Below are 26,586 nucleotides of genomic sequence, written 5' to 3' on the forward strand. Positions count from 1 at the left end.
TTACCTTTATGAATGCGAAGCTTGGGTGAGTTCGGTAAACAAACTTTCTAGGTTTTTATTTTTTCTACTCAATTGTAGGGTCTTCAATTCGTTGTCATGGGCAAAGTCGAAAACCTCGGCTCGCATATCCTTAGTGGTGTCAAAAGTTATTTCATAGATAAATCCACCTGTATTGATAACATTGGTAGCGTAGGGTAGTTTCTTAAGAAAAGCCTCTTCAACCCTAAAATCAAATTCAACCAGCAATACCTGTTCTTCTTCCTTCCTAAGATCCGATAGTCTTTTATCGGCTACCAGGCATCCCTTGTCAATAATGAGCACCCGATCGCATACCGCTTCTACCTCTTTCATAATATGTGTCGAAAGTAGAATGGTTTTTTCTTTCCCGATTTCGAGAATTAATTTTCTGATTTCCAGCAATTGGTTAGGATCCAATCCGGTAGTGGGTTCGTCTAAGATTAAGACTTCCGGATCGTGTAAAAGAGCAGCTGCCAAGCCTACTCTTTGACGATATCCTTTAGAAAGTTGCCCTATTTTTTTTGGGGATTCTGGTCCTAGCCCCGTTTGTTCAATTACTTTAGCAATATTCTCCTTATTGACCTTATATACCTCTGCATTGAAATTTAAGTATTCCTTTACATACATATCTAGGTATAATGGGTTGTGTTCCGCGAGGTAGCCAATACTCTTTTGCACATTCTTTTTATCCTTCGTTACATCGTATGAATTTACATAGGCCTCACCGCTATCGGCCTGGTGATAGGTCGTTAAAACCTTCATCATGGTAGATTTTCCTGCGCCGTTAGGACCTAAGAAGCCTACAATTTCACCTTTGTTAATGGTGAAGCTAACGTTATTCAGGGCTTTTGTGTTGCCAAAGGATTTACTGATGTTTTTTACGGTAATCGACATAGCGTAAGTTTTGATCAAAAATAAAGCAAAATAATGAAAGGGAGATTTGAAAGATAGTTATTCTTAAAATAGCTGATTTACAGTCCTCTTGTAGTCATTGTAGCCATCAAATGGGAATTCTGTGAAATAAAAGGGTTCATTATTCCTAAATTTAGGCGGTACTTATAGAGGGAATTCATAAAAATCTTCCGCTGAAAATAAATATTGAAAAAAAAGATGTTTGGCGAAGCATTTTTTTAAATTTAATGATTACTTTAGCTGAACATTTACAAATAATGACAAAACAATATTTCTGGATCGGCTTTTATTTTAACTTCTTTTTTCAAAGAGGCATGGGACTGTTCTAGCATATTTTAAAGTATATATATAGATAAAAGTCCCGTGAAAACTGGGACTTTTTTTTTTGGAATAAATTGATTGAAGTTTCCCTTTAGGAAAAAAAGAAATGGCATTGAAAATAGCGATACAAGGAATAAAAGGTTCAAACCACCATCAAGTTGCAAGGGACTATTTTGGGGATGAGGTAGATTTGGTAGAATGTTCATCATTTGACCTTTTGGTAGAACATTTGTTGAATAAAACAGCAGATAAAGGAATTATGGCCATAGAGAATTCTATCGCCGGATCTATCATTCCTAATTATGCTCTGGTGTTCAGTAACAATCTTCATATAATAGGGGAACACTATTTAAATATCCATCACAATTTGATGGTATTGAAGGGGCAGACCTTAGATGATATTAAAGAAGTGCATTCGCATCCTATGGCATTGTTGCAATGCAAGGACTTTTTTAGGAATTATAAACATATTAAATTGGTAGAGGATGTAGATACTGCAGAGACTGCCAAAAGAATTCAAGAAGGTCGGTTAATGGGAGTAGCGGCCATAGCGCCAAAAGTTGCTGCCGAATTGTACGGACTAGAAATTATAGAGGCCAACATTCAGACCATAAAGGACAACTCTACCAGATTTATAGTGGTAAAGACCCAAAATAAAGTTTTGCCCGAATCTGCAATCAATAAGGCGTCTGTACGTTTTATTACAGATCATAAACGAGGGAGTTTGGCAGCAATATTAAACGTGATGAGTGATTGTAATTTAAACCTTACAAAAATACAATCCCTACCAGTGATAGAAATGCCATGGAAATATTCCTTTTTTGTAGATGTTACTTTTGAGAAGTACCAGCATTTTGAAAAGGCAAAAGCTCTTTTAGAGATTATGTCAGAAGAATTTAAAGTTTTAGGAGAATATAAAAACGCAAGAATAATATGATTGCCGCAGACAGACTAAATACCGTTGAAGAGTACTATTTCTCTAAAAAACTAAGAGAGGTAAGAGGATTAATGGCAAAAGGTAGGCCAATAATTAATATGGGTATCGGAAGTCCAGATCTGGACCCGTCCATAGAAGTACTTAATGTTGTAAAGGAAGCCCTTAATCATGACGGGGCCCACCAATATCAAAGTTATCAGGGCTTGCCTGAATTAAGAGCCTCTTTTGCCAGTTTTTATAAGGATAAATTTGACGTGGTGATTGATCCTGCAACTGAAGTTTTGCCGTTAATGGGGTCTAAGGAAGGTATTATGCATATAAGCTTGGCATTTTTAAATCCAGGTGATGAGGTGCTGATTCCGAACCCTGGATACCCAACCTATACTTCGGTGACCAATTTAGTAGGCGCAGTTGCGAAATACTATGATTTGGTAGGAGAGCAGCAATGGTTTCCGGATTTAGAAAAATTGCAGCAGCAAGATCTTTCTAAGGTAAAAATTATGTGGACCTGTTATCCGCATATGCCAACGGGAGCTACAGCTAGCTTGGAGCAATTACAAAAGCTGGTTGCTTTTGCTAAAAAGAACGATATTTTATTAGTGAACGACAATCCTTATAGTTTTGTGTTAAATGACAGCCCCATAAGTATATTAAATATAGAGGGTGCCAAGGAGGTGGCAATGGAGCTGAACTCACTAAGCAAGACCTTTAATATGGCCGGATGGCGAGTTGGAATGATATTAGGGAATGCAGACCATATTAATGCCGTTTTAAAGGTAAAGAGCAATATGGATTCGGGAATGTTTTACGGCATCCAAAAAGGCGCAATTGCAGCTTTAAATAGTGAAGATTCTTGGTTTAAGGAATTGAATAAAATTTATGACCAAAGAAGGGAATTGATCTATGTACTTGCCGATAAGTTGAATTGTGTCTACGATAAAAATTCAGTAGGAATGTTTGTTTGGGCCAAATTGCCCCAAGGAATCCAATCGGCAGAGAAGTTTATCGACGAAGTCTTGTACGATAAAAATATCTTTATTACTCCTGGGACCATTTTTGGATCTAATGGGGAAGGGTATATCAGGTTCTCTTTATGTGTGACAGCCGATAAAATTAATGAGGCGATAAGTAGATTTTAAACAGCCTTGGAGGACGATAAACGAAGGCTGTCTTTGTAAAACTGAAATATAGAATATAGGGGCCGAAGAAAAGCGACCATAAAGTGATTGTTATTCTTTACCCTTAAAGCTAAAAGAAATATGAATTTATTTGTAATCGGAATTGGGCTCATTGGGGGGTCTATGGCAAAAGATGTGAAACGTCTGCGTCCCAACACCAAAATTTTTGGAATAGATGCCAATGAGGCTCATTTGGAAGAGGCGCTGTCCTTATCCTTGATCGATGAGAAATCAGATTATAGCGAGCTTCATAAGGCCGATATGGTAATGGTCAGTATTCCGGTAGATGTAATGGTACAGGAATTACCTAAAATACTAGATGCGGTAAACGAAGATGCCGTGGTAATCGATGCAGGATCTACCAAGGCCTTAATATGTAGTGTTTTGGAAGGTCATCCCAAAAGAAGAAACTTTTTGGCCTGCCACCCTATTTCGGGAACAGAATTTTCTGGTCCATCGGCAGCAATTGAAGGATTGTATTATGGAAAGACAAATATTATTTGTGAGGTAGAAAAAACGGCCTTTAAGCTACAAGAAAGAGCATTAGAGCTTTTTCGGGAATTGGGAATGCGCATCCGTTATATGAATCCTAAGGCACATGACAAGCATATTGCTTATGTTTCCCATTTATCACACATTAGTTCATTTATGTTAGGAAAGACGGTTATTGAAAAAGAGAAGAACGAACGTGATATTTTTGACATGGCGGGAAGTGGATTTGAAAGCACCGTGCGCTTGGCAAAAAGTTCCCCTGCAATGTGGACGCCTATTTTTCGACAAAATAAGGAGAACGTGGTAGAAACCTTAGGGGAGTATATTCAAAACCTCCAAGCTTTCGAAAAAATGCTGATCGCAGACGATTATGAGGGCATTTATAAAGAAATGACAAGCACTAATAAGATTAAAGAAATATTAAACGGAATACCACTTAACAAAAAAAGAGTATAGAAATGGAAAATTCAAAACAAATGAGAACATGGTTGGACGATATGAAATTGGACCATCCATTAGTAATTGCCGGACCATGTAGTGCGGAAACAGAGGAGCAAGTACTAAGGATTGCCCACGAGTTAAAAGATACGGACGTCAATTATTTCCGTGCTGGTATTTGGAAACCAAGAACGCGTCCAGGAATGTTTGAAGGAGTAGGTTCTTTAGGTTTAAAGTGGTTACAAAAAGTAAAGAAAGAGACGGGTATGAAAACGGCTACGGAAGTTGCCAACAAAGCCCATGTAGAATTGGCTTTGGAGCACGATGTAGATTTACTTTGGATTGGTGCACGCTCTACCGTTAGTCCGTTTATAATTCAAGAAATTGCAGATTCCTTAAAAGGGACCGACAAAATTGTTTTGGTAAAAAACCCGGTAAACCCAGATTTAGCCTTGTGGTTAGGAGCTGTGGAGCGTTTGCATACGGCCGATATCAAAAACTTAGGGGTTATTCATAGAGGATTCTCTACTTATGAGAAAACAAAATACAGAAATATTCCAGAGTGGCAAATGGCCATTGAGTTACAGACAAAATTCCCTGATTTGCCAATCATCAACGACCCATCGCATATTACCGGTAACAGGGATATGATCTTTGATGTATCGCAAACTGCGCTGGATCTAAATTTCGACGGATTAATGATCGAGACGCATTTTGATCCTGATAATGCATGGAGTGACGCTGCACAACAAGTAACGCCGGCCAAATTGATACAAATCATGAAAGATTTGAAAATCAGAAAAGAGACCAATGAAGAAATGGAGTACAATAGCAAATTAACCAATCTAAGAGCACAGATTGATGTTATTGATAATCAACTGATCGATACCCTTGGGAAAAGAATGAAGATAGCCGATGGTATTGGAGCTCTTAAAAAACAAAAGAACGTAGCCGTATTACAAAGCAATAGATGGAACGCTATCCTAGGTAATATGATCTTAGAAGGAGAGTCTAAAGGATTGAGCGAAGAATTCATTCTTAAAATGTTCAAAGCAATTCACCAGGAATCGATCAATCACCAAGAGAAAATTATAAACTCTTAAGTTGTTGACCAAAGTCTCTCTTGGCTCTTAAATATTAAAACCCGCTTTTAGAGCGGGTTTTTTAGTGTTAGAGAGTTTCAAAAAGTTAATTGTTTCCTTAATTAGATGTGGCGAATTAACTTTTTTTTGATCTTTACCTTAAATAATAAAAAACACTAAGCTCCGCACTGCCATGCTCCATAAAATGCATGGCGAGGTGAGATGCATACTAAACAAAAACCATATGAAAAATATTGTAGCAATCGGGATACTTTTCTTGACATTTAATGCTTTTTCTCAACGTGTCGTAGATAAGGCTGTAGGTGATTTTAATGAAATAAAAGTCTATGATCTAATTGAAGTAAAGCTGATTAAATCTGATGAAAACAGGGTGGTGGTCAAAGGAGATAAGGCCGATGATTTACAGGTGATCAATAAGAATGGTGTTCTTAAATTAAGGATGCAATTAGATAAAAAATTTAGCGGAGAAGACACCTTTGTAGAAGTGCATTTCTCTGAACTCGATTTAATTGATGGGAATGAAGGTTCTAAAATTAACCTTGCGGCAAGCTTGGAACAATCTAAAATAGAATTAAAAACCCAAGAGGGCGCCAAGATTACGGCAAAATTAGATGTCGAAAATGTTGTGGTACGCGCGGTTACCGGTGGAGTCGTAGAAGTATCGGGGAAAACCAGATTCGAAGACGTAGTACTTAATACTGGGGGTGTCTTTCTAGGGAAGGATTTAAAGAGTGAGATGGCGAACATAAAAATTACAGCAGCCGGTGAAGCCAATATCAATGCTACCGAAAAAGTAGATATAAATATTAGAATTGGTGGAGATGTAAATGTACATGGGAATCCTAAAGAAATTAATCAAAATACCTTTGCAGGAGGTAGGGTGAAAATTATCAAGTAAGCCCTGTTGTTGCAATTTCGAAAGCCCGATGGATTCCATCGGGCTTTTGGTTTATTATGCCTATTCATATTTCTTTTCTACTACAAATTTTCAGAGCATAAGCAATGTATTTGCGATATGTTAATAGTCCGGTCTTTGGAGAAATATTATTGGTTTCATTAGGGGGTGGATTTTTACCTGAAAAAAGACCTTGGTTTTCAAGTGGTTTATAGGAGTGATTGCTTCAAATAGATTTAGGAAGCTGCCTTTTTAAAAGGTAGTATAAAACTAAAGTTGTTTCTTTGTATAAAATCTGTTAGTAATTTTTAATGAAAGGAACCGTATATAAATCTACCGGGAGTTGGTATAGCGTAAAAGCCGAAGACGGAACATTTTACGAATGCCGAATAAAGGGTAAATTCCGTCTTAAAGGTATTAAAAGTACAAATCCGGTTTCCGTAGGAGATCTGGTGACCTTTGATGTAGAAGATCAGGGGGATGAGGTAAGGGGTGTTATCACGGATATTGAGGAACGGAAAAACTATATCATTAGGAAGTCCGTAAATCTTTCTAAACAGACCCATATAATAGCGGCTAATTTAGATGAGGTATTTTTGCTGATTACGCTTAACAATCCGCCTACCTCTACTAGCTTTATAGACCGGTTTTTAGTGACTTCTGAAGCCTATGGGATTCCGGCTATTCTGTTGTTCAATAAAATAGATAGCTATAATGAAGAAGAATTGGACGAAGTAAAGTATTTGGCAGCGATGTATCGTGAAATAGGGTATAAATGCCTAGGTATTTCGGCTGTAAGTGGTAAGAATGTCGATAAGGTAAAGGAATTGATGAAGGGGAAAACAAGTATGTTCTCTGGGCATTCTGGGGTTGGAAAATCTACGTTGGTAAACGCAATAGAACCTAATTTAGATCTTAAGACCAAGCAAATTTCTGAGCAACATTTACAAGGAAAGCACACTACCACCTTTGCAGAAATGTTCGACTTAGAGTTTGGGGCCCAAATTATTGATACGCCAGGTATAAAAGGGTTCGGGATTGTAGATATGGAAAAGGAAGAGATTGGTGGGTATTTCCCAGAATTTTTTAAATTAAAAAACGAATGTAAGTTTAACAACTGCTTGCATATCGATGAGCCGCATTGTGCCGTAAAGAAAGCCTTAGACCGGAATGAAGTAGCTTGGAGCAGATATAGAAGCTATGTACAGATGGTTAATGGTGAGCAAGAAAATTATAGAGTAGATATTTACGGAGAAAAATAATGAGGGCAGTTATTCAAAGGGTAACCCAAGCTAGTGTTACCGTTAACGAAGAAGTTATTTCTGAAATCGGCTCCGGTCTTTTGGTGCTTTTAGGAATAGAAAGTGAAGACACAGAAGAAGATATTATTTGGTTGTCTAAAAAAATTGCCAATCTAAGAGTTTTTAATGATGAGGAGGGGGTTATGAATCAATCCCTATTACAGGTCAATGGCGATGCTATTGTCGTAAGTCAGTTTACCCTTCATGCGGCAACAAAAAAGGGCAATAGGCCTAGTTATATCAAGGCAGCAAAGCCAGATATAGCTATTCCGGTATATGAGAAGTTTGTAGAACGATTGGAGTTAGATCTAGACAAAAAAGTGGGTACAGGAGTTTTTGGGGCCGATATGAAGGTAGCCCTCCTAAACGACGGGCCGGTTACCATACAGATAGATACTAAAAATAAGGAATAATGAATATAGAAAATGCACAGCTCGCTGTAGATGAATGGATAAAGGAACATGGGGTTCGCTATTTTAATGAACTAACCAATATGGCTCAGCTCACCGAAGAAGTAGGGGAAGTAGCCCGTATTATTGCCAGACGTTATGGTGAACAAAGTGAAAAAGAATCTGATAAAAATAAGGACCTGGGAGAAGAACTTGCCGATGTGGTGTTTGTAGTATTGTGCTTGGCCAATCAAACAGGAGTTGACTTGCAGCAGGCCTTTGATAAAAAGTTGGATCTAAAGACACGTCGCGATCATGATAGGCATCACAACAATAAAAAGCTGAAATAGTAGTATATTTGTTGTTATGCTCTTTGAGTACAGGACCTAAATATAAATTGCCAATACTAAGTTTTAAAACACATAAATACATTGAAACTACATTTATCTGCCCCTTCGAACACTCTTTTTAAATCGAACATAAAAATAACAGGTTCCAAAAGTGAATCTAATAGATTGTTGCTTTTACAGGCATTGTTCCCTAGTGTAACCATAAAAAACCTTTCTAATTCCGATGATGCCGAAGTAATGCAAAAAGGCTTGCAAATAAGCAACGGGATAGTCGATATTCACCATGCAGGTACTGCTATGCGTTTTTTAACGGCTTATTTTGCTTCACAACCAGGGAAGGAAGTAACCCTTACAGGATCGCAACGAATGACGGAAAGGCCTATAAAAGTTTTGGTAGAGGCCCTAAAGGAGTTGGGTGCCGATATAACCTACCTTAAGAATGATGGGTATCCGCCTATTAAAATAAAAGGCCAAAAATTAGTGGAACATAAGGTGAGTTTGCCTGCTGATATCAGTAGCCAATATATTTCTGCCTTGTTATTGATAGCGCCTCGACTAGAAAATGGATTGGAATTGGAGTTGGTAGGTAAGATTACCTCAGTACCCTATATTAAAATGACCCTTGGTTTATTGTCCCAAATAGGAGTAGAAAGCTCCTTTGAAGGGAATACTATCAGGGTTTTTCCAAAAGATGCCATAGCTCCTAAAACTTTGGTGGTAGAATCGGACTGGAGTTCGGCTTCTTACTTTTATAGTATCGCAGCACTATCAGAGGTAGGTAGTGAAATAGAACTATCGGCATACAAAAAGGATAGTTTACAAGGCGATAGTGTTTTGTCTGAAATTTATAAGTCTTTTGGAGTAGACAGCATATTTAAAGAGAACCAGGTTGTTTTAAAAAAGGTAGGCAGTGAAATCCCAGAACCTATAGAAATCGATTTAAGCAATGCTCCGGATATAGCGCAAACTATTGCTGTTACTTGTTTTGGTTTGGGAGTTGGTTGCCATCTAACAGGATTGCATACCCTTAAAATTAAGGAAACGGACAGGTTGGAAGCCTTAAAAACAGAACTGACAAAACTTGGAGCTACGATAAGCGTTACAGATAAATGCTTAACCTTGTCTCCTTCGGAAACTATGAATAGCGAAATCGCTATAGATACCTATAACGACCATAGAATGGCTATGGCCTTTGCTCCTCTTGCCTTAAAAACAAGCTTGTTTATCAATGACGCGGAAGTGGTATCCAAGTCTTATCCCGACTTTTGGAATGATATGAAAGCATTGAAAATTAAAGTAGGAAAGTAGGCAGATTTTATTTAAATCGGTATTTACTTGACAACGCTACCATTAGCATCGTATATTTGCATTCTCTAAAAACATTAATTAAAAATAAGGTATTTAATAAATGAAATTATCACACTTCAATTTTGAACTTCCAGACGGCTTATTAGCAGAATACCCTTCAGAAAACAGGGACGAATCCAAATTAATGGTCGTTCATAGGGATACAGGGAAAATAGAACATAAGATGTTTAAAGATCTTATTAACTATTTTGATGAGGGAGATGTGATGGTACTTAACAATACTAAAGTTTTTCCGGCCAGATTATATGGAAATAAGGAAAAGACCGGCGCTAGAATCGAGGTTTTTTTGTTGAGGGAATTGAATGAAGAACAACGTCTTTGGGATGTGTTGGTAGATCCGGCACGTAAGATTCGAATAGGAAACAAATTGTACTTTGGAGACGATGATACCTTGGTAGCTGAGGTAATAGACAATACCACTTCTAGAGGTAGAACTTTACGTTTCTTATACGATGGGTCTTATACCGATTTTAGAAGGAAATTGAAAGAGTTGGGAGAAACTCCCTTGCCTAAATATATCAAAAGGGATGTAGAGCCAGAAGATGAAAAACGTTATCAGACTATTTATGCAAAGCATGAAGGAGCGGTAGCAGCACCAACGGCTGGGTTGCATTTTTCTAAGCATTTATTAAAAAGGCTGGAAATTAAAGGTATAGACTTTGCAGAGGTGACCCTACATGTAGGTTTGGGAACTTTTAACCCGGTAGAGGTAGAGGACCTTTCCAAACATAAGATGGACAGTGAAGAACTGATCATCGAGGAAAAGGCTACTGAAATCGTAAACAACGCAAAACTTAAGAAACGCAGGGTTTGTGCTGTAGGTACTACGGCCATGCGAGCTTTGGAAAGTGCTGTTTCATCGAAACAAACATTAAATACTTTCGAAGGATGGACCAATAAATTTGTCTTCCCTCCTTACGATTTTAGCATTGCTAATGCGATGATAACCAACTTCCATTTACCAAAATCGACCCTTTTAATGATGGTTTCGGCCTTTATGGGACACGATTTAATGAAGAAAGCATACAAAGAGGCGGTCTTAGAAGAATATAAGTTTTATTCTTACGGAGATGCTATGTTAATCATATAAGCTTATAATTTTCAGATCTAATCCCGTCAGTCTATAAGTTACATCAGGATTGACGGGATTTTTTTATAGAATCAATTATCTTTATAAAGTGGAAATCGCAAAAAAGAAAAGAGATATTAGGGCATTTACCAAAGAACAGCTTAGGACGTTCTTTGAGACCAACGGGGATCAACCTTTTAGAGGGAATCAAGTCTATGAATGGTTGTGGCAAAAGTCTGCCCATACCTTTGAGGATATGACCAACCTTTCTAAAAAAACCAGGGAAATGCTCCATGATAACTTTGTGATCAACCACATTAAAGTGGATCAGATGCAGCGCAGTTCGGACGGCACCATTAAAAATGCAGTCCGGTTGCACGATGATCTTATCGTAGAGTCTGTTTTAATTCCCACTAAAACCAGAACTACCGCCTGTGTCTCTAGTCAGGTTGGATGTAGTTTAGACTGTAAGTTTTGTGCCACATCAAGGCTTAAACGAATGCGGAATTTAAATCCGGATGAAATTTATGACCAAGTAGTAGCTATAGACAACGAAAGTAGGTTGTATTTTGATAGGCCTTTGAGCAATATTGTTTTTATGGGGATGGGAGAACCCCTGATGAATTATAACAATGTCTTAAAAGCTATTGATAAGATTACTTCTCCAGAGGGCTTGGGCATGTCTCCAAAACGAATTACCGTTTCTACCTCGGGGGTGCCTAAAATGATTCGCAAAATGGCCGATGAGGAGGTCAAATTTAAGTTGGCAGTGTCCCTACATTCGGCTATCGATGAAATAAGGACCTCTATTATGCCTTTTAATGCTACTTTTACATTAAAGGATTTAAGGGAGGCACTAGAGTATTGGTATCAAAAAACAAAAAGTAGGATTACCTACGAATATGTAGTTTGGGATGGTATCAACGATTCTCAAAAAGATGTGGATGCCTTGGTACAGTTCTGTCGCTTTGCACCTTCCAAAGTGAATTTGATCGAATACAATCCTATTGACGATGGCGAATTTCAACAAGCCAGCAATAAGGCTATAGAAAGATATGTAGCTACATTGGAAAGAAACGGAATAACCGTTACCGTAAGACGTTCTAGAGGTAAGGATATTGATGCCGCTTGTGGCCAATTGGCCAATAAGTCTTAATAGAAGGATTTTATTGATCCCATGGCCGATATTAATATTTTATTTTTCCTAATTTTGAACCTCCGAAAAGGCAACCTCTAATACCCGTATCATTAGCTTGAAAATAGTAGCACAAATAAAGGAACCGGTAAATCATGAAATGGAACTATTTGAAAAAAAGTTCTATGAATCCATGTCTTCAAAGGTGGCCTTACTCAATAGAATTACTTATTATATTGTCAATAGAAAAGGGAAGCAAATGCGTCCTATGTTCGTTTTTTTGGCGGCCAAACTTTTAAATAACGGCGAGGTCAACGAAAGAACTTACAGAGGGGCTTCTGTGATAGAGTTAATCCATACCGCTACATTGGTCCATGATGATGTGGTAGATGATAGTAATAAACGTCGTGGGTTTTTCTCGGTAAATGCGCTGTGGAAAAATAAGATCGCTGTTTTGGTAGGCGATTACCTATTGTCTAAAGGGCTGTTGTTGTCAATAGATAATGAGGATTTTGATTTGCTAAAAATAATTTCTGTCGCCGTTCGCGAAATGAGTGAGGGAGAATTGTTGCAAATTGAAAAAGCAAGACGATTGGATATCACCGAAGATGTATATTACGATATCATCCGTCAAAAAACCGCTACCCTTATAGCGGCCTGTTGTAGTTTAGGGGCTTGTTCGGTAAAACCAGGATCTACAGATGTAGAGACCTTTCGTAAATTTGGCGAGCTCATAGGAATGGCTTTTCAGATAAAGGACGATTTGTTCGATTACGGAGAAGAGCAAATAGGAAAACCGACTGGAATAGATATTAAAGAACAGAAAATGACCTTGCCTTTAATATATGTATTGAACAATTGTACCAAAAGTGAGAAAAAATGGTTGATTAATTCTATTAAAAACCACAATAAGGACAAAAAACGGGTTAAGGAAGTCATCGGTTTTGTAAAAGAAAATGGCGGCTTGGAGTATGCGGTAAAGAAGATGCTTGCCTATAAGAAAGAGGCTTTAAGCCTATTGACGGCCTATCCCGATTCCGATTATAAAAATTCACTGGAACTTATGGTGAATTATGTTGTAGATAGGAAAAAATAGTATTCTTTTCGTTAAAAAATATCTATAAAGACCACCATATAATTACCTCTGTAATTATACTCTTTGGCACTTTATTATTGTATGCCAAAGGAATCCAAGTAGGCCAGCTTAACGGATAGAATTTAACCTTCTTCTTCTTTTTTGCTAAAAGGTCGGCCTGGCTTGCAAAATGTCGAGCCTTCAGGAACCGTGGCGTCTTAGGGTGTAGGTGAAAAATCCCTAGACAAAGGTTGTAGAAGCCTGTTCAATTTCTAAATCCATTCATATTCAATCAATTTGGGGGTTTCCTCCTTTGTCGGTCGGGCGCTTCGCTATATCCCTTGCTTTGCTGCGGGGATGCCGCTGCGATCCCTAACGCAAAAAAAAGATAAGGAATAAATAGGGGGACGCTGCTGTAGGAGGGGTGCCATTTAAAGAGTCAATTGGGAAAGAGTTTTAAATAGTAAACCATTCTCAAATGTTATTGAGCAAAAAGAAATGAATTTTTGGAACCTACAGGGGTTAAGATGGATTCCGTTTTTAGACGAAGTAGAGTCGCCTTATTATAAATTATGAGCTGATTAGTACTAGCTTTAGATTACAGGCAAAGAAGATAAAGATTTTAAAGTTTGTTTACGATCCTTTAAGCAGGGTATTTGGAGCTGTGAGGTGTAAGGATGTTTTGGGGTTTTAGTTTATTTAGGAAGCTTGGTTTGCTCCTTCAGTTGTTGCTGCATTGCTGGGGTAAATTCTTTTTCGTAATACACTTTCTTGCAGTGGGAGCACCGTATTTCCGTAAAGTTGCTGATTTTAAAAAGAGAGATCCAAAAAACATGGAAATAGGTGGAATGAGAAGTAGCTGTCAGGGTATTGTTTATTTGGCAATAGGGGCAAGGTATGTCGCTTAGGACTTGGGAGGATGTTTTGCCGGGTTTCGTGCCAAGGAATAATATCATAAAATTGTGTTTTTATAGTCTTAATCATCACCTAAACCCTTAAAAAATGCTGCGACCTTGGGTTTTTTGACGCTTACAAAAATAGTACCTTTGGAGTTGTTAAAACAAATATTTTGATTTCAAAAACTACTATAGACAAAGTATACGAAACCGCTCGTTTGGAAGAGGTGATCGGAGATTTTGTACAATTGAAAAAATCGGGATCCAATTTTAAAGGTCTTAGTCCATTTAGTGACGAGCGCTCCCCTAGTTTTATGGTCTCACCGGTAAAACAGATTTGGAAAGACTTTAGTAGTGGAAAAGGGGGGAACGTGGTCGCCTTTTTAATGGAACACGAGCATTTTACCTATCCCGAAGCTATAAAATACCTCGCCAAAAAATACAATATTGAAGTAGAGGAAACAGAGCAGAGCAATGAACAAAAAGAGCAGGCCGATGAAAGGGAAAGCATGTACCTGGTATCTGGATATGCCCAGAAATATTTCTCGGAGGTGCTGTGGGAAAGAGAACTGGGAAAGGCTATTGGGTTAAGTTATTTTAAAGAGCGAGGATTTACCGATGAAACCATTAAGAAATTTGAACTTGGGTATTGTTTAGATCAATGGGATAGCTTTAGCAAAACAGCCTTGAATAAGGGGTATCGGTTAGAGTATTTGGAGAAAACCGGACTTTCTATAGTGAAGTCCGATACTAATGATCCAACGAATAGCCGGACTTTTGATAGGTTTAAAGGAAGGGTGATGTTTCCAATTCACAGTATGAGCGGTAGGGTGCTTGGTTTTGGTGGACGTATTTTGTCCAGTGATAAAAAAGCGGCAAAATATTTAAATTCGCCCGAGAGCGATATCTACCATAAAAGCAAGGTTTTATACGGAATATATTATGCCAAACAAGCTATAGCCAAGGAAGACAATTGTTATCTGGTGGAAGGGTATACCGATGTGATCCAATTATATCAAAGAGGCATCCATAATGTGGTGGCTTCTAGTGGTACTGCATTGACTCCAGATCAAATTAGATTGATCAATAGGCTGACAAAAAACATCACCGTTCTGTTTGATGGAGATGCCGCGGGCTTAAGGGCATCCTTAAGAGGTATAGATCTGATCCTTGAGCAAGGAATGAATGTAAAGATTTGCACCTTTCCACAAGGGGAAGACCCAGATAGCTTCGCTAAAAACAACAGCTTGGAAACGGTTAGGGAATATTTAACAGAAAACTCCAAGGACTTTATACAGTTTAAAGCTTCCTTGTTGGTAAAGGAAGCTGCTAATGACCCTATTAAAAGAGCCGATACTGTAAGGGATATTATGAACAGTATTTCTAAAATTCCCGATAAGATCCAAAAGGAAGTATATATTCAGGAATGTGCCAAAATAATGAATATTTCCGAGGCAGTATTGTTTAATACCTTGGCTCAATTGGGGAAAAAGGGGGCTGCCGAAAGTACTAAAAATGTCCAAGCACAACAGGAAGCTTTTCAGGTTGTTAAAAATGAACCTGCCCAACAAAAAGTAGATGTTCAGTACGAGCTGGAAAGGAAAATTATAGAAGTACTGTTGTTATATGGAGGGATGCGTCAGGAGTTTGAGGATTTGGTGTTAAAGGAAAATGAAAGCGGCGACCTTGTGTTGGAGCCAGAGTCACTGGATGCACGTGTGTACGAAAAAATATTTTTAGATCTTCAGGATGATGAAATAGAACTGGCCAATGAGCAGTTTAGAAAAATCTATTATAAACTCATAGAAGAATTAAATAAGGACGAGAATTTCTCTGTCAATAAATTCTTGGCAGATTTAGACCAGCAGTTGGTTGCTGAAATCTCCTCTATTTTAATGGAAGAAGAGAAGTATGTATTGCACGATTGGGGGCGAAAAGATATTTTTCCAAAGGAAAAAGAGAAAGGAATTGCCCAGTTGGTCAGTGAGACTATTTTAACCCTGAGGTGCTTCCTTATTAAAAAGCGGATTAGTAGTCTGCAAACGAATACTCAGGACAGCTTTGATAGCCATAACGAAGTTTTGGAAGAGATTATGAACTATATTCAGCTCAATATGCTGTTAAACAAAAAGTTAAACAGAGTGATTTCTTAAAAGAAGAAATTGAGTTGTCAATAAAAAAAAGCTCCCTATTTTTAAAATAAGGAGCTTTTTTGCTGTTAAGGAGTTTCTTGTGTTTTTAATACAATTCCAACGCTTTGGCTTGTTGTAGTAAATCTACGATATTATCTACATTTAATTTTCGCATCAATCGTGCCTTGTAGGTACTGACTGTTTTTTCGTTTAAATCTAAGCCTAAAGCTACTTCCTTGTTTCGTTTTCCGCTGGCCAATAACTTAAGAACCTCGACTTCTCTAGTGGAAAGTTTTCTGAAAAATCTTCTAGGTTTTTGGGTGCTTTCATCAAAGGCTAAACGTTGTGCCAATTCATTGGTAATAAACATGCTACCGGCGCTTACTTTTCTGATGGCGCTTAGGATATAATCTACATCCGATGCTTTTGAAAGATATCCGAAAGCTCCTGCACGAATAGTGCTAAGGGCATAAACGTCTTCCGATTGACCGCTGTATATGATAACCTTGATAGAAGGGTATTCTTTTTTAATTTTTCTAAGGGTAGCAATTCCGTTAATTTCAGGAATATCCATCTCCAAAAGTATGATGTCTGGAGTTAAAGTTTCAAGTTGTTGAAATAATTCTGTTGTTGTTGAGGCATCAGCAATGACTTCAATATCGGAAACTGGTTCTAAAACTTGTCTTACACCCATTCGAATGATAGGGTGATTGTCTGCAACTAAAATTTTGATCATCTTGAATTATTTTTCTTTATTTCACCATCAATATTCCGCAACAATAAAAACGTTCAAAATATGATATGCAATGTAAGGTTAATTTGGCTTAATTTCAGGGTAAAATTCCTTTTTTTTATTTACATTAAGAAATAATTGGCCTTTTTTTCGACCGAAGTGGTATAATTACTGCTAAAGAGTAAGTTTTAACGCACTAGGGATCTCACAAATTGGAATTGGATTCATTTTATGTAAGTTAATAGTGTTAAGGCGTTTATAGATTTTAAAAACCTTCTTTTCCCTATCTTTAAAATCATCCTCGTTTTTTCCGGCTTCCACCATTTCCATCGCCCACTCCAATTCTGGATAGGAAGCTCCGATCTGATCTTCGTCTGTTCTATCATCTCCCCAAAGTCCATCTGTAGGAGCTGCTTGGATAATGTCGTTTTGGACTCCCAATACTTTGGCGATTTCGTAAACTTCGCTTTTTAACAAATCGGCAATCGGACTTAAATCTACTCCGCCATCTCCGTATTTTGTGTAAAATCCAATCCCAAAATCCTCTACCTTGTTCCCTGTTCCTGCAACTAGTAAGCTGTCTAAGGCAGCAAAGTAATACAACGTAGTCATTCGAAGTCGTGCCCTGGTATTTGCAAGGGACATAAACCGCTCTTCTTCATTTTCAACGGCTGGAAGCGCAGCTATTAAACTGTCGAAAACTGGTGTTAAGTTTATTTGTTTTCTGTCTACATTGGGAAAGTTGCCCTGTAGCCAATCGATATGGTTTGAGGCCCGGGTGACTTGGTTTTTGGCCTGGTGGATAGGCATTTCTAAGCATAAGAGGCTCAATCCCGTCTTGGCACATAAGGCAGAAGTTACGGCGGAGTCTATTCCTCCAGAAATACCAATGACAAAACCTTTCATATTGGCCTTGTTGGCATACTCTTGTAACCAGGTTACTATGTGGTCTATAACTTTTTCAGTTTGCATTAGAACATTTAATTAGGTTTAAAAACTTAACTTTGTCGGTAAAAATAAAACCTCTGGGCTAATTAATGAAACTAAAAGAGAATTACTTTATAATGAATTACTTCACACTGTTTTTTGGCGTTTTAGTTTTAATGGTCGTCGGTTGTAAAATGGACGATAAAATTGCCGAGGAAATCTCCAAGGTTAAGGTAGAAATAGATGTTTCTAGGTTCGAGAGGGAATTTGCTCAGGCCGAGGACAAGGATATTCCCGTTTTAAAAAAAAAGTATCCCTATCTATTTCCCGAGCAATATTCAGATAGTGTTTGGGTTCAAAAGTTAAATGATAGTCTACAAGTAGAGATTTTGCAAGAAGTGGGCCAGGCTTTTCCCGATTTTAATACCGAACAGGAGGAGTTAGAGAGACTATTTAAACACATAAAGTATTATTTTCCTAAAGCAAAAGCTCCTAAGGTGATCACTTTAATTTCTGATGTTGATTATCATAACCGTGTTATTTTTGCCGATAGCTTATTGCTGTTAAGCTTGGATAATTACCTAGGGCCTTCCCATAAATTTTATCAGGGCATCTCTAGCTATATTGCGGCTGGTTTGGATAAGGAATTATTGGCTAGTGATGTCTGTAGTGCTTGGGCAAAAACGGTGATACCGGTACCTGAAGACCGAAGTTTTTTATCGCAGCTTATTTATTACGGCAAGGAATTATATCTGAAGGATGTGATAATGCCGTTTAAAAGCGATTTTAATAAAATAGGGTACAGCTCGGAACAATTAGATTGGGCGATAGAAAATGAAGACTATATTTGGAGATATTTTATAGAAAGAGAATTGTTGTACAGTACAGACTATGGTCTAAGAGCGCGTTTTTTAGATCCAGCACCATTTTCTAAATTCCGTTTGACCTTAGATAACGAAACACCGGGAAGAATCGGTCGGTTTGTAGGTTGGCAGATCGTAAGGGCCTTTATGCAAAACAACAAGGTGGGATTGGATGAAATGTTGTCCTTGCCAGAAGAAGAATTGTTTAAGAAATCCGGGTATAAACCAAAAAAATAAAATAGGTTATAATTTTAATAAAATAAAAGTACATGGCAAAAACGCACACATCTGAAATTACTTTAAAAGTTGAATTGGACGAAAATAGGGTACCGGAAGAGCTGAGTTGGTCTGCTGAAGATGGTGGAATAATAAATGAAAAAGCAAAGGCAATGTTATTGTCTGTCTGGGATAGTCAAAACCAAGAATCCTTGAAAATAGATTTGTGGACGAAAGATATGCCTGTCGATGAAATGAAGGTGTTCTTTCATCAGACTTTGGTGTCTTTGTCCGATACCTTTTATAAGGCTACCCAAGACGAAAAAATGACGGCTACAATGAAAGATTTTTGTGACTATTTTGCAGAAAAACTTGAATTGAAGAAATAAAAATATAAAGGGGCGTTCAAAACGCCCTTTTTTTGGTTACTTTATAGGTGACAGGGTGCTTAGTGCTGCTATGTTGACGAAATAGATGGGTATGGGAAATACTGAACTGCAGGGGGTGAAATCACTTGTTTTGGTGTACAATGCAGATTCCGGTATTGGGAATGCTGTCCTAGATAGTGTACATAAAATTTGGAGTCCAAAAACTTACCAATGTAAGTTATGCGAATTGACACATGGGGTATTTGTGGAGCGGAAAGTATGGAAAGATTTCAGAAAAAAATCGACTGTTCAATTAAATGTGCTTCATAGAGATGAATTCAAGGAGCACTATGGGGATAATTACGGATATAACTTTTCTTTTCCTGTTATTTTGGTTGGTCCCATGAATGATTTACGCGTTTATCTCAGTAGTAGAGAAATAAATGCGTTGGAAAGTCCAGAGGAGTTGATAAGGTTAATTTTGGAAAAAGAAGAAAAGCGATAGGATATTTAATTTTCCTTGGCTTTGTTGGTCTTGAAGCACATAAAAAAAGGCCTAGAGGCCTTTTTTGTAAAATTGTTCATTGATAGGTTCTATAAAATTGAGAACCTCTTCTTGTCCTATTCCTGTTGAGGAGGAAGTGATAAAATATTGAGGGGCCTCTTCCCAAACACCTTCCAGTAATTTTCCGATATAAGAATTGACATGGTTTTCTATGGCTTTAGGTTTTAATTTATCGGCTTTAGTGAATATGATGCAAAACGGAATTTGGTTTTCTCCCATCCATTCTAAAAAATCCATGTCTACCTTTTGCGGCTCATGTCTAATATCGATCAGTACAAAGGCACATACTAACTGTTCGCGCTCCAGAAAATAATCGGTGATGTATTTTTGAAATGTTTTCTTGTCTTTCTTGGAAACGCGGGCATAACCGTACCCTGGTAAATCCACTAGAAACCAATTCTCATTAATTTTAAAGTGATTTATCAATTGGGTCTTACCAGGCCTTCCCGAAGTTTTTGCTAAATTTTTTCGCTGCGTTAACATGTTGATCAGGGAAGATTTCCCTACGTTAGAGCGACCAATAAATGCATATTCGGGTATAGGGTCCTTTGGGCAATGGGCAACCTTGGAATTGCTCATGACAAAGTCAGCCGACTTTATTTTCATCTGTTTTTTTTAATTATGATATTATAAGGATTGGCTCCTTGTGTGTAATTTACTTAAAAATTACGTTTGGTCAACCACTGGTCCAAAATTGAGTTAAATTCTAGCGGGTGTTCCATCATTGGAGCATGACCGCATTTGTCTATCCAAAACAATTCAGAGTCCGGTAGTAATGATTGAAATTCTTCTGCCACATTAGGAGGGGTGACCGTGTCGTTCTTTCCCCAAATAATGCAGGTAGGAGTGTGCATGTGTGGTAAGTCCTTAGACATGTTATGGCGAATGGCACTTTTGGCGATAGCTAAAGTTTTTACCAGTTTAATCCGGTCATTCACCGTAGCAAAAACTTCATCTACGATCTCCTTGGTAGCAACTGCAGGATCGTAAAAAACATCCTGAGCCTTCTTTTTGATAAATTCGTAATCCCCTCTTTTTGGATAACCGTCGCCCATGGCACTTTCATAAAGCCCAGAGCTTCCGGTAATGATAAGGGCTTTTGTGGTGTCGGGGTACAATTTGGTGTATAATAATCCAATATGTCCTCCTAAGGAATTTCCTAGTAATATGACGTCTTTAAGGCCCTTGTGCGTTATAAAACCATCTAAAAACTTTGCAAAGCTTTTGACATTGGTTTTTAATAAAGGCATGTTGTATATTGGTAGTTCTGGTACTAAAACCTTATATCCTTTTGCGGGGAAATGACTCATGACCCCATGGAAGTTGCTTAATCCTCCCATTAGCCCGTGTAGGATTATAATGGGGGTACCATCTCCTATTTCTATATATCGGTATTTTCCTTCGCTAATTATTTTTTCTTCCATTAAGGACAGCTTCTAATCTTGATGCGCAAATATAGGCATTTCCTAATTATGCAAGCACAGCTAACTTTTGTGAACCGTAACTTTCGAATATTTTTTTGTGAAAAACGAGATTTTTACCAGTTTTTTGATCTGTTTTTAAGACGTAAAAATCTGTCGATTTGTCGAAAATAAACATTATTTATTAACAATGTGGTATTAAGTGGTAAATAGTGGTAATAATTTCTATATATTTGAGTTATCAATTAAAAACCAGCCATTTTAAGTGGTAAATTTCATAGGGACATATGATTGTAAAGCAGACTCCAAAGGAAGGGTGATGCTCCCTATGGCTTTGAAGACTCAATTGGCACCTGTTCTAAATGAGGGGTTTGTGATAAAACGTTCTGTTTTTCATTCTTGTTTAGAGCTGTATCCAATGGCGGAATGGAATTTGGTGATGGAGGAGTTGAGTAAAAAAAATAGATATAACAAAAAAATTAACAATTTTATAAGAGCGTTTACGGCAGGAGTGAAAATTGTCGAAATAGATGCTACCGGACGCTTGTTGATTCCGAAAAATTTAGTGGAAACGGCAGGGATAACGAAGGAGGTAGTTTTGAGTTCTTCGGTTGGAATATTAGAAATTTGGGATAAGGATAGTTATGAGAAGATATTGCAAGAAACAGCTGAGGACTTTTCAAGTCTGGCAGAAGAAATAATGGGGGATGACAGAGATGAATTATCATAATCCGGTTTTGTTGAAGGAGTCCGTGGATGGACTAAATATTAAGCCTGACGGCATTTACGTGGATGTTACCTTCGGTGGAGGTGGGCATTCTAGGGAGATATTAAATCGATTGGGCGAAAAGGGAAGGTTGTTGGCCTTTGATCAGGATGAGGATGCTTTGAAAAATGCTATTGATGATAGCCGTTTTCAATTGATAAATGAAAATTTTAGATACATAAAGCAGTTCTTGAAGTTCTATGGCGTACGAAAGGTAGATGGTATTTTGGCAGATTTTGGGGTTTCTTCCCATCAGTTCGATAAGGCAGAAAGAGGGTTTTCGACTCGGTTTGATGCAGATTTGGATATGAGGATGAGCAAAAAAAATACGGTATCGGCTTTTGAGGTGGTTAATGTGTACGATTACGATGAGCTTAGAAGGGTTTTGTTTCAATATGGCGATTTGCGAAATGCCAATGCCATGGCAAAAACAATTATAGCTTACAGGGAAACAACGCCTATAAAAACGACCGAGCAGTTAAAAGAGGTATTGAAACAATACCTGCCAAAGTTTAGGGAACATAAAATTCTGGCCCAAATTTATCAGGCGATACGTATTGAAGTGAATCAAGAGATTCAGGTGATTAAAGAGTTTTTGGAGCAGTCCTCAGAATTAATGGAAAAGGGAGGAAGGTTAAGTCTGATTAGTTATCATTCTTTAGAAGATCGTTTGGTAAAACGGTATATAAGATCTGGTCAGTTTGAAGGAGAGCCAGAGAAGGATTTTTACGGAAATATCAATGTGCCTTTTAAAAAGGTAGGTGGATTGATCGTACCGACTAGAGAAGAGATAAAAATAAACAATAGAGCCAGAAGTGCAAAATTAAGGATAGCCGAAAAACTATAACTTTCTTTAGATTCTTGTTGGTGTTTTTGGAATAGTTAAAACCTTATGCTGTATGTCGAATATGAAGGATGGGATCTTAGACATATTAAAAGGAAAGTTTTTGGTAGACGGTGGTGCTCCTAAAAACTGGATGTTTATTGTTTTTGTTTCGTTTTTAGCAACTATAATGATAGCGAGTTCACATAAGGCCGATGGATTAGTTCATAAAATAGCAGCCTTGAACGAGGAAGTGAAAGAGCTTAGAAGTGAATTTGTAGATGTGCGATCCGATGTGCAAGAATTGAAACTAGAGTCGTCCATATTGCAAAAGGTAGAAAATCGAGGCTTGTTTCCTTCCGAAACTCCCCCTAAGAAAATAAAAGTAAAAAGACTAACAAAAGAATAGTGCCGATAACAGAAAAGAGCATATTGACTAGGTTATATATTGTGGCAGGATGTCTATTTCTGTTTGCATTTGCTGTTTTGGTCAAATTGGTCAGTATTCAGATGGTAGACGGGGACAAATACAGGAAGTTGGCTATGGAGAGTACTTCTAAATTGTTTACCATAGCCCCCAACAGGGGAAACTTGTATTCGGATGATGGGAGTTTGCTGGCAACCTCCGTGTCCAGATATACCATTAGATTCGATGCCGAAACCGTTAGCAGTAAGGATTTTGAGGAAAATATAAAGCCTTTATCCGACGCCTTGGGGAAATTGTTCGGAAGGACATCTTCTTACTATCAACAATTGTTAAGAAAGGCAAGAGCTAATAAAAACCGTTATGCTTTAGTCGCTAGGAATTTGGACTATTCTGAGTATATGGCGGTAAAGAAAATGCCTTTGTTTAAAAAAGGACCCTATAAAGGAGGATTGATTATTGAGCAAAAAACGGTTCGAGAACATCCTTTGGGGAAAATTGCAGAACGCAGTGTAGGTTATGAAAGGGTAGATGAAAACGGGTACTATACGCGCGTGGGCTTAGAAGGCGCTTTTGGGGATTACCTAAGAGGACAGGAAGGGAAGCGATTGAAGCAAAAAATAGCCAAGGGGCAATGGAAACCTATAGGATGGGATAATGAGGTAGAACCAAAAGATGGGTACGATGTAATTTCTACTATAGATATCAATATACAGGATATTGCTCATCATGCTTTATTAGGACAATTGGAAAAGTATAAGGCAGATCACGGTACTGTAATAGTGATGGAGACAAAAACAGGGGAGGTTAAAGCAATCTCTAACCTGGGACGTACCAAGGATGGTCATTATTATGAAAGGTTAAATTATGCAATAGGAGAATCTCACGAGCCTGGCTCTACATTTAAATTGGTGTCCATGGTGGTAGCCTTAGAGGATAAGGTGATCGATACTAGTACTGTTATAGATACAGAAAACGGACGGTTTAAGGTATACGACCGTACGGTTAGGGACTCTAAGTACGGGGGATATGGAAAGATCTCGGCAGGACGAGCTTTTGAAGTTTCTTCAAATACCGCAATGGCCAAAATTATTCATAATAATTATAAGGACAATCCCGAAAAATTTGTGAACCGTCTGATGAACATGAACCTTCATCAAGAATTGGGTTTGCCGGTAAAAGGAGAGGGGAAACCGGTCATTAGATACCCTGGCGATAAAGGGTGGTCTGGTATTTCTTTGGCCTGGATGTCTTATGGTTATGAAGTGTCTTTAACGCCCTTGCAGACGCTTACTTTTTATAATGCCATAGCCAATAATGGAGAAATGGTAAAGCCGAGACTTATAAAGGAGGTAAAGGAGTGGGATAAGACTATTCTTAAGTTTGATAAGGAAGTCATTAATCCCTCTATTTGTTCTATGGAGACAGTGCTTAAGGTTAGGCAGTTGTTGAAAAATGCAGTAGAAAAAAAACATGGGACAGGTCATAAATTGTATTCCCCTAATTTTTCCATGGCCGGAAAAACAGGGACTGCCCAGAAACATTATGAGGCTAAAGACCCTGATAAATTAAAATATATTTCGACTTTTGCAGGTTATTTTCCAGCGGATGATCCGGAATATTCTTGTATCGTAGTTATTCATGAACCAGACAAGAGTGTTGGGTATTATGGAGCCGATGTATCTGGCCCGGTTTTTAAATCTGTGGCGCAAAAAATATATGCTACTTCCCCCTTGGTGGACGAGGTAGATGTAACTCTTTTGGCAGATGCCAAGTTAGATGCAGCTTATCAGAAATTTTATGATACGGCTAATAAGAAATATCATCAGATGCCAAATGTAGAAGGAATGAGTGGCATGGATGCTGTTTCCATTTTGGAGAACTTAGGAGTGCAGGTAGAGGTTAAAGGAAATGGAAAGGTTAAAAAACAGTCTATTTCCCAAGGGGCAGATTTAGTAAAAGATGCAAAAATCGTTTTGGAGCTATTATGAAGACATTGAAAGATATATTGTATGGAGTTGGTATTTCTGCGGTAAGCGGTAGTACTGCCGTGATGGTGAACAATATTTGTTTCGATTCTCGTGCCATAGGTATGGACGATGTTTTTGTAGCCATAAAGGGAACTTTGACAGATGGGCATCAGTTTATAGATATCGCTATAGCAGCAGGAGCAAAGGCTATTGTTTGTGAAGAGCTTCCAGAAAAATTGATCAACGAAATTACCTATGTTCAAGTAGATAGCGGAAATAAAGCCATGGCTATAATGGCTTCAAACTTTTATGGCAACCCATCAAAGAATTTAAAACTGGTTGGAGTTACCGGTACCAATGGAAAAACGACTGTGAGCAGTCTGTTGTACCAATTGTTCAAGAAAGCAGGCTTTAAGGTTGGGTTGTTATCTACCATAAAAATATTGGTGGATGACAAAGTATATCCTACAAGGCATACTACGCCAGATGCCTTGACGATTAATAGCTATTTAAAGTTAATGAACGATGCCGGTGTAGAATATTGTTTTATGGAGGTAAGTTCTCATGGTATCCATCAAAGAAGAACCGATGGCTTGGTTTTTGAAGGGGCTATTTTTACCAATTTATCACACGATCATTTAGATTATCATCATAGTTTTGCAGAGTACAGAAATATTAAAAAACAATTGTTCGATAATTTGCCAAAAAAGGCTTTTGCCCTTACCAATATAGACGATAAGAACGGTTTGTTTATGTTGCAAAATACCAAGGCTAAGAAACATACCTATGCCTTAAAATCTTACGCCGATTACAAGGCTCAAATTCTGGAAAATCAATTTCATGGGCAGTTGCTTAAAATTGAAGAAAACGAAGTTTGGTCTAGGTTGATAGGAGATTTTAATGCCTATAATATGTTGGCTATTTATGCTACAGCAGATATTTTGGGTCTCGAGAAATTGGAGATTTTACGGCTTATCAGTGAGTTGGAGAATGTAGATGGAAGGTTTCAGTATTATATCTCCAAACAAAAAGTTACGGCTATAGTAGATTATGCACATACTCCCGATGCCTTGAAAAATGTATTGGAGACCATCAACTCATTAAGGACGGGAAATGAAAATGTTATCACAGTGGTAGGCTGTGGTGGAGATAGGGATAAAAGCAAGCGTCCTTTAATGGGGCATATAGCTTCTTCCTTAAGTAATAAAGTGGTTTTGACATCCGATAATCCAAGATCGGAGTCGCCAACGGCCATCATAGCGGAAATGGAAGTTGGGGTGGAGCCTCAAAATGTACAAAAAATAGTGTCGATAGAGAACCGGGAACAGGCAATTAAAACGGCTTGTATGATGGCGGCTCCCAATGATATTATTTTGATCGCCGGAAAAGGACACGAAACCTATCAGGAGACTATGGGGACAAGGATAGATTTTGATGATTTTAAAATAGTGAAAGACCTGCTAAACGGTCTAAATAAATAAGATATAATTACGAAAAGCAA

Annotated in this window: 27 protein-coding genes; 21 read left to right on the forward strand and 6 right to left on the reverse strand. The window is 37.9% G+C overall.

Going from position 1 to position 26,586, the window contains the following annotated elements:
* Positions 1-6: 6 nt before the first annotated feature.
* The gene (gldA, locus tag BUA16_RS10030; protein WP_072764615.1) at positions 7-912 is read right to left on the reverse strand and encodes a gliding motility-associated ABC transporter ATP-binding subunit GldA; all 906 of its coding nucleotides are present in this window, start codon (positions 910-912) and stop codon (positions 7-9) included.
* 445 nt (positions 913-1,357) lie between these two features.
* On the opposite strand from gldA, the gene BUA16_RS10035 reads away from it, so the two are divergent.
* From BUA16_RS10035 to BUA16_RS10090, 12 genes are all read left to right on the forward strand, one after another.
* Positions 1,358-2,188 (forward strand): prephenate dehydratase, encoded by an 831-nt coding sequence (locus BUA16_RS10035; protein ID WP_072764616.1) that lies wholly within the window; start codon positions 1,358-1,360, stop codon positions 2,186-2,188.
* The gene (locus tag BUA16_RS10040) at positions 2,185-3,327 is read left to right on the forward strand and encodes a pyridoxal phosphate-dependent aminotransferase (RefSeq protein WP_072764617.1); all 1,143 of its coding nucleotides are present in this window, start codon (positions 2,185-2,187) and stop codon (positions 3,325-3,327) included. The genes BUA16_RS10035 and BUA16_RS10040 overlap by 4 nt, the downstream gene beginning before the upstream one ends.
* Before the next feature lie 120 nt (positions 3,328-3,447).
* Positions 3,448-4,314: a prephenate dehydrogenase gene (locus BUA16_RS10045; protein ID WP_072764618.1), complete on the forward strand. Its 867-nt coding sequence runs from the start codon at positions 3,448-3,450 to the stop codon at positions 4,312-4,314.
* A 2-nt stretch (positions 4,315-4,316) separates the two neighbouring features.
* The gene (locus BUA16_RS10050; protein ID WP_072764619.1) at positions 4,317-5,399 is read left to right on the forward strand and encodes a bifunctional 3-deoxy-7-phosphoheptulonate synthase/chorismate mutase type II; all 1,083 of its coding nucleotides are present in this window, start codon (positions 4,317-4,319) and stop codon (positions 5,397-5,399) included.
* A 223-nt stretch (positions 5,400-5,622) separates the two neighbouring features.
* Positions 5,623-6,297, forward strand: a complete 675-nt coding sequence (locus BUA16_RS10055) for a head GIN domain-containing protein (RefSeq protein WP_072764654.1) — start codon at positions 5,623-5,625, stop codon at positions 6,295-6,297.
* 308 nt (positions 6,298-6,605) lie between these two features.
* Positions 6,606-7,556 carry a ribosome small subunit-dependent GTPase A gene (rsgA, locus tag BUA16_RS10060; RefSeq protein WP_072764620.1) on the forward strand — a complete coding sequence of 317 codons (951 nt, stop codon included), beginning with the start codon at positions 6,606-6,608 and terminating at the stop codon, positions 7,554-7,556.
* The gene (gene dtd, locus BUA16_RS10065; RefSeq protein ID WP_072764621.1) at positions 7,556-8,008 is read left to right on the forward strand and encodes a D-aminoacyl-tRNA deacylase; all 453 of its coding nucleotides are present in this window, start codon (positions 7,556-7,558) and stop codon (positions 8,006-8,008) included. Before rsgA ends, dtd begins: the two co-directional genes overlap by 1 nt.
* Positions 8,008-8,334: a nucleotide pyrophosphohydrolase gene (locus tag BUA16_RS10070; protein WP_072764622.1), complete on the forward strand. Its 327-nt coding sequence runs from the start codon at positions 8,008-8,010 to the stop codon at positions 8,332-8,334. The genes dtd and BUA16_RS10070 overlap by 1 nt, the downstream gene beginning before the upstream one ends.
* An 81-nt stretch (positions 8,335-8,415) precedes the next feature.
* Complete coding sequence (gene aroA, locus BUA16_RS10075) at positions 8,416-9,642, forward strand: 3-phosphoshikimate 1-carboxyvinyltransferase (protein ID WP_072764623.1); 1,227 nt, start codon at positions 8,416-8,418, stop codon at positions 9,640-9,642.
* A 100-nt stretch (positions 9,643-9,742) separates the two neighbouring features.
* Positions 9,743-10,792 carry a tRNA preQ1(34) S-adenosylmethionine ribosyltransferase-isomerase QueA gene (queA, locus tag BUA16_RS10080; protein WP_072764624.1) on the forward strand — a complete coding sequence of 350 codons (1,050 nt, stop codon included), beginning with the start codon at positions 9,743-9,745 and terminating at the stop codon, positions 10,790-10,792.
* 94 nt (positions 10,793-10,886) lie between these two features.
* A complete protein-coding gene (rlmN, locus tag BUA16_RS10085; RefSeq protein WP_394333075.1) occupies positions 10,887-11,927 on the forward strand; it encodes a dual-specificity RNA methyltransferase RlmN in 1,041 nt (346 codons plus the stop codon).
* A gap of 97 nt (positions 11,928-12,024) precedes the next feature.
* Complete coding sequence (locus BUA16_RS10090) at positions 12,025-13,002, forward strand: polyprenyl synthetase family protein (protein WP_072764626.1); 978 nt, start codon at positions 12,025-12,027, stop codon at positions 13,000-13,002.
* A 674-nt stretch (positions 13,003-13,676) separates the two neighbouring features.
* On the opposite strand, the gene BUA16_RS10095 is transcribed toward BUA16_RS10090, so the two are convergent.
* Positions 13,677-13,937 (reverse strand): zinc-ribbon domain-containing protein, encoded by a 261-nt coding sequence (locus BUA16_RS10095; RefSeq protein WP_072764627.1) that lies wholly within the window; start codon positions 13,935-13,937, stop codon positions 13,677-13,679.
* 113 nt (positions 13,938-14,050) lie between these two features.
* Here BUA16_RS10095 and dnaG point away from each other — a divergent pair, with 113 nt between their 5' ends.
* A complete protein-coding gene (gene dnaG, locus BUA16_RS10100) occupies positions 14,051-16,030 on the forward strand; it encodes a DNA primase (RefSeq protein ID WP_072764628.1) in 1,980 nt (659 codons plus the stop codon).
* An 85-nt stretch (positions 16,031-16,115) separates the two neighbouring features.
* On the opposite strand, the gene BUA16_RS10105 is transcribed toward dnaG, so the two are convergent.
* Both BUA16_RS10105 and nadE read right to left on the reverse strand, forming a co-directional pair.
* Positions 16,116-16,745, reverse strand: a complete 630-nt coding sequence (locus BUA16_RS10105) for a response regulator (protein WP_072764629.1) — start codon at positions 16,743-16,745, stop codon at positions 16,116-16,118.
* A 171-nt stretch (positions 16,746-16,916) separates the two neighbouring features.
* Positions 16,917-17,714: an NAD(+) synthase gene (gene nadE, locus BUA16_RS10110; RefSeq protein ID WP_072764630.1), complete on the reverse strand. Its 798-nt coding sequence runs from the start codon at positions 17,712-17,714 to the stop codon at positions 16,917-16,919.
* A 65-nt stretch (positions 17,715-17,779) separates the two neighbouring features.
* Here nadE and gldB point away from each other — a divergent pair, with 65 nt between their 5' ends.
* From gldB to BUA16_RS10125, 3 genes are all read left to right on the forward strand, one after another.
* The gene (gldB, locus tag BUA16_RS10115) at positions 17,780-18,769 is read left to right on the forward strand and encodes a gliding motility lipoprotein GldB (RefSeq protein ID WP_245795547.1); all 990 of its coding nucleotides are present in this window, start codon (positions 17,780-17,782) and stop codon (positions 18,767-18,769) included.
* Between the two features lie 32 nt (positions 18,770-18,801).
* On the forward strand, positions 18,802-19,137 hold the full coding sequence (gene gldC / locus BUA16_RS10120; RefSeq protein WP_072764631.1) for a gliding motility protein GldC: 336 nt from the start codon (positions 18,802-18,804) through the stop codon (positions 19,135-19,137).
* Positions 19,138-19,228: 91 nt separating this feature from the next.
* Positions 19,229-19,621, forward strand: a complete 393-nt coding sequence (locus BUA16_RS10125) for a hypothetical protein (protein ID WP_072764656.1) — start codon at positions 19,229-19,231, stop codon at positions 19,619-19,621.
* Positions 19,622-19,672: 51 nt separating this feature from the next.
* Here BUA16_RS10125 and yihA read toward each other — a convergent pair whose 3' ends face one another.
* Together yihA and BUA16_RS10135 are read right to left on the reverse strand one after the other, a co-directional pair.
* A complete protein-coding gene (gene yihA, locus BUA16_RS10130) occupies positions 19,673-20,287 on the reverse strand; it encodes a ribosome biogenesis GTP-binding protein YihA/YsxC (protein ID WP_072764632.1) in 615 nt (204 codons plus the stop codon).
* 53 nt (positions 20,288-20,340) lie between these two features.
* The gene (locus tag BUA16_RS10135; RefSeq protein WP_072764633.1) at positions 20,341-21,105 is read right to left on the reverse strand and encodes an alpha/beta fold hydrolase; all 765 of its coding nucleotides are present in this window, start codon (positions 21,103-21,105) and stop codon (positions 20,341-20,343) included.
* 262 nt (positions 21,106-21,367) lie between these two features.
* Here BUA16_RS10135 and mraZ point away from each other — a divergent pair, with 262 nt between their 5' ends.
* The 5 genes from mraZ (at position 21,368) to BUA16_RS10160 (ending at position 26,566) form a co-directional block, all read left to right on the forward strand.
* Entirely contained in the window at positions 21,368-21,832 is a 465-nt protein-coding gene (mraZ, locus tag BUA16_RS10140) for a division/cell wall cluster transcriptional repressor MraZ (protein WP_072764634.1), read from the forward strand.
* Positions 21,819-22,715: a 16S rRNA (cytosine(1402)-N(4))-methyltransferase RsmH gene (gene rsmH / locus BUA16_RS10145; RefSeq protein ID WP_072764657.1), complete on the forward strand. Its 897-nt coding sequence runs from the start codon at positions 21,819-21,821 to the stop codon at positions 22,713-22,715. Before mraZ ends, rsmH begins: the two co-directional genes overlap by 14 nt.
* Before the next feature lie 61 nt (positions 22,716-22,776).
* The gene (locus BUA16_RS10150) at positions 22,777-23,100 is read left to right on the forward strand and encodes an FtsL-like putative cell division protein (RefSeq protein ID WP_072764635.1); all 324 of its coding nucleotides are present in this window, start codon (positions 22,777-22,779) and stop codon (positions 23,098-23,100) included.
* Positions 23,100-25,106 carry a penicillin-binding protein gene (locus BUA16_RS10155; RefSeq protein WP_072764636.1) on the forward strand — a complete coding sequence of 669 codons (2,007 nt, stop codon included), beginning with the start codon at positions 23,100-23,102 and terminating at the stop codon, positions 25,104-25,106. The genes BUA16_RS10150 and BUA16_RS10155 overlap by 1 nt, the downstream gene beginning before the upstream one ends.
* Positions 25,103-26,566 carry a UDP-N-acetylmuramoyl-L-alanyl-D-glutamate--2,6-diaminopimelate ligase gene (locus BUA16_RS10160; protein WP_072764637.1) on the forward strand — a complete coding sequence of 488 codons (1,464 nt, stop codon included), beginning with the start codon at positions 25,103-25,105 and terminating at the stop codon, positions 26,564-26,566. Before BUA16_RS10155 ends, BUA16_RS10160 begins: the two co-directional genes overlap by 4 nt.
* The last annotated feature ends 20 nt before the right edge of the window (positions 26,567-26,586 follow it).

The organism is Arenibacter nanhaiticus (genome assembly GCF_900141935.1).
In the GTDB taxonomy this organism is placed as follows: domain Bacteria; phylum Bacteroidota; class Bacteroidia; order Flavobacteriales; family Flavobacteriaceae; genus Arenibacter; species Arenibacter nanhaiticus.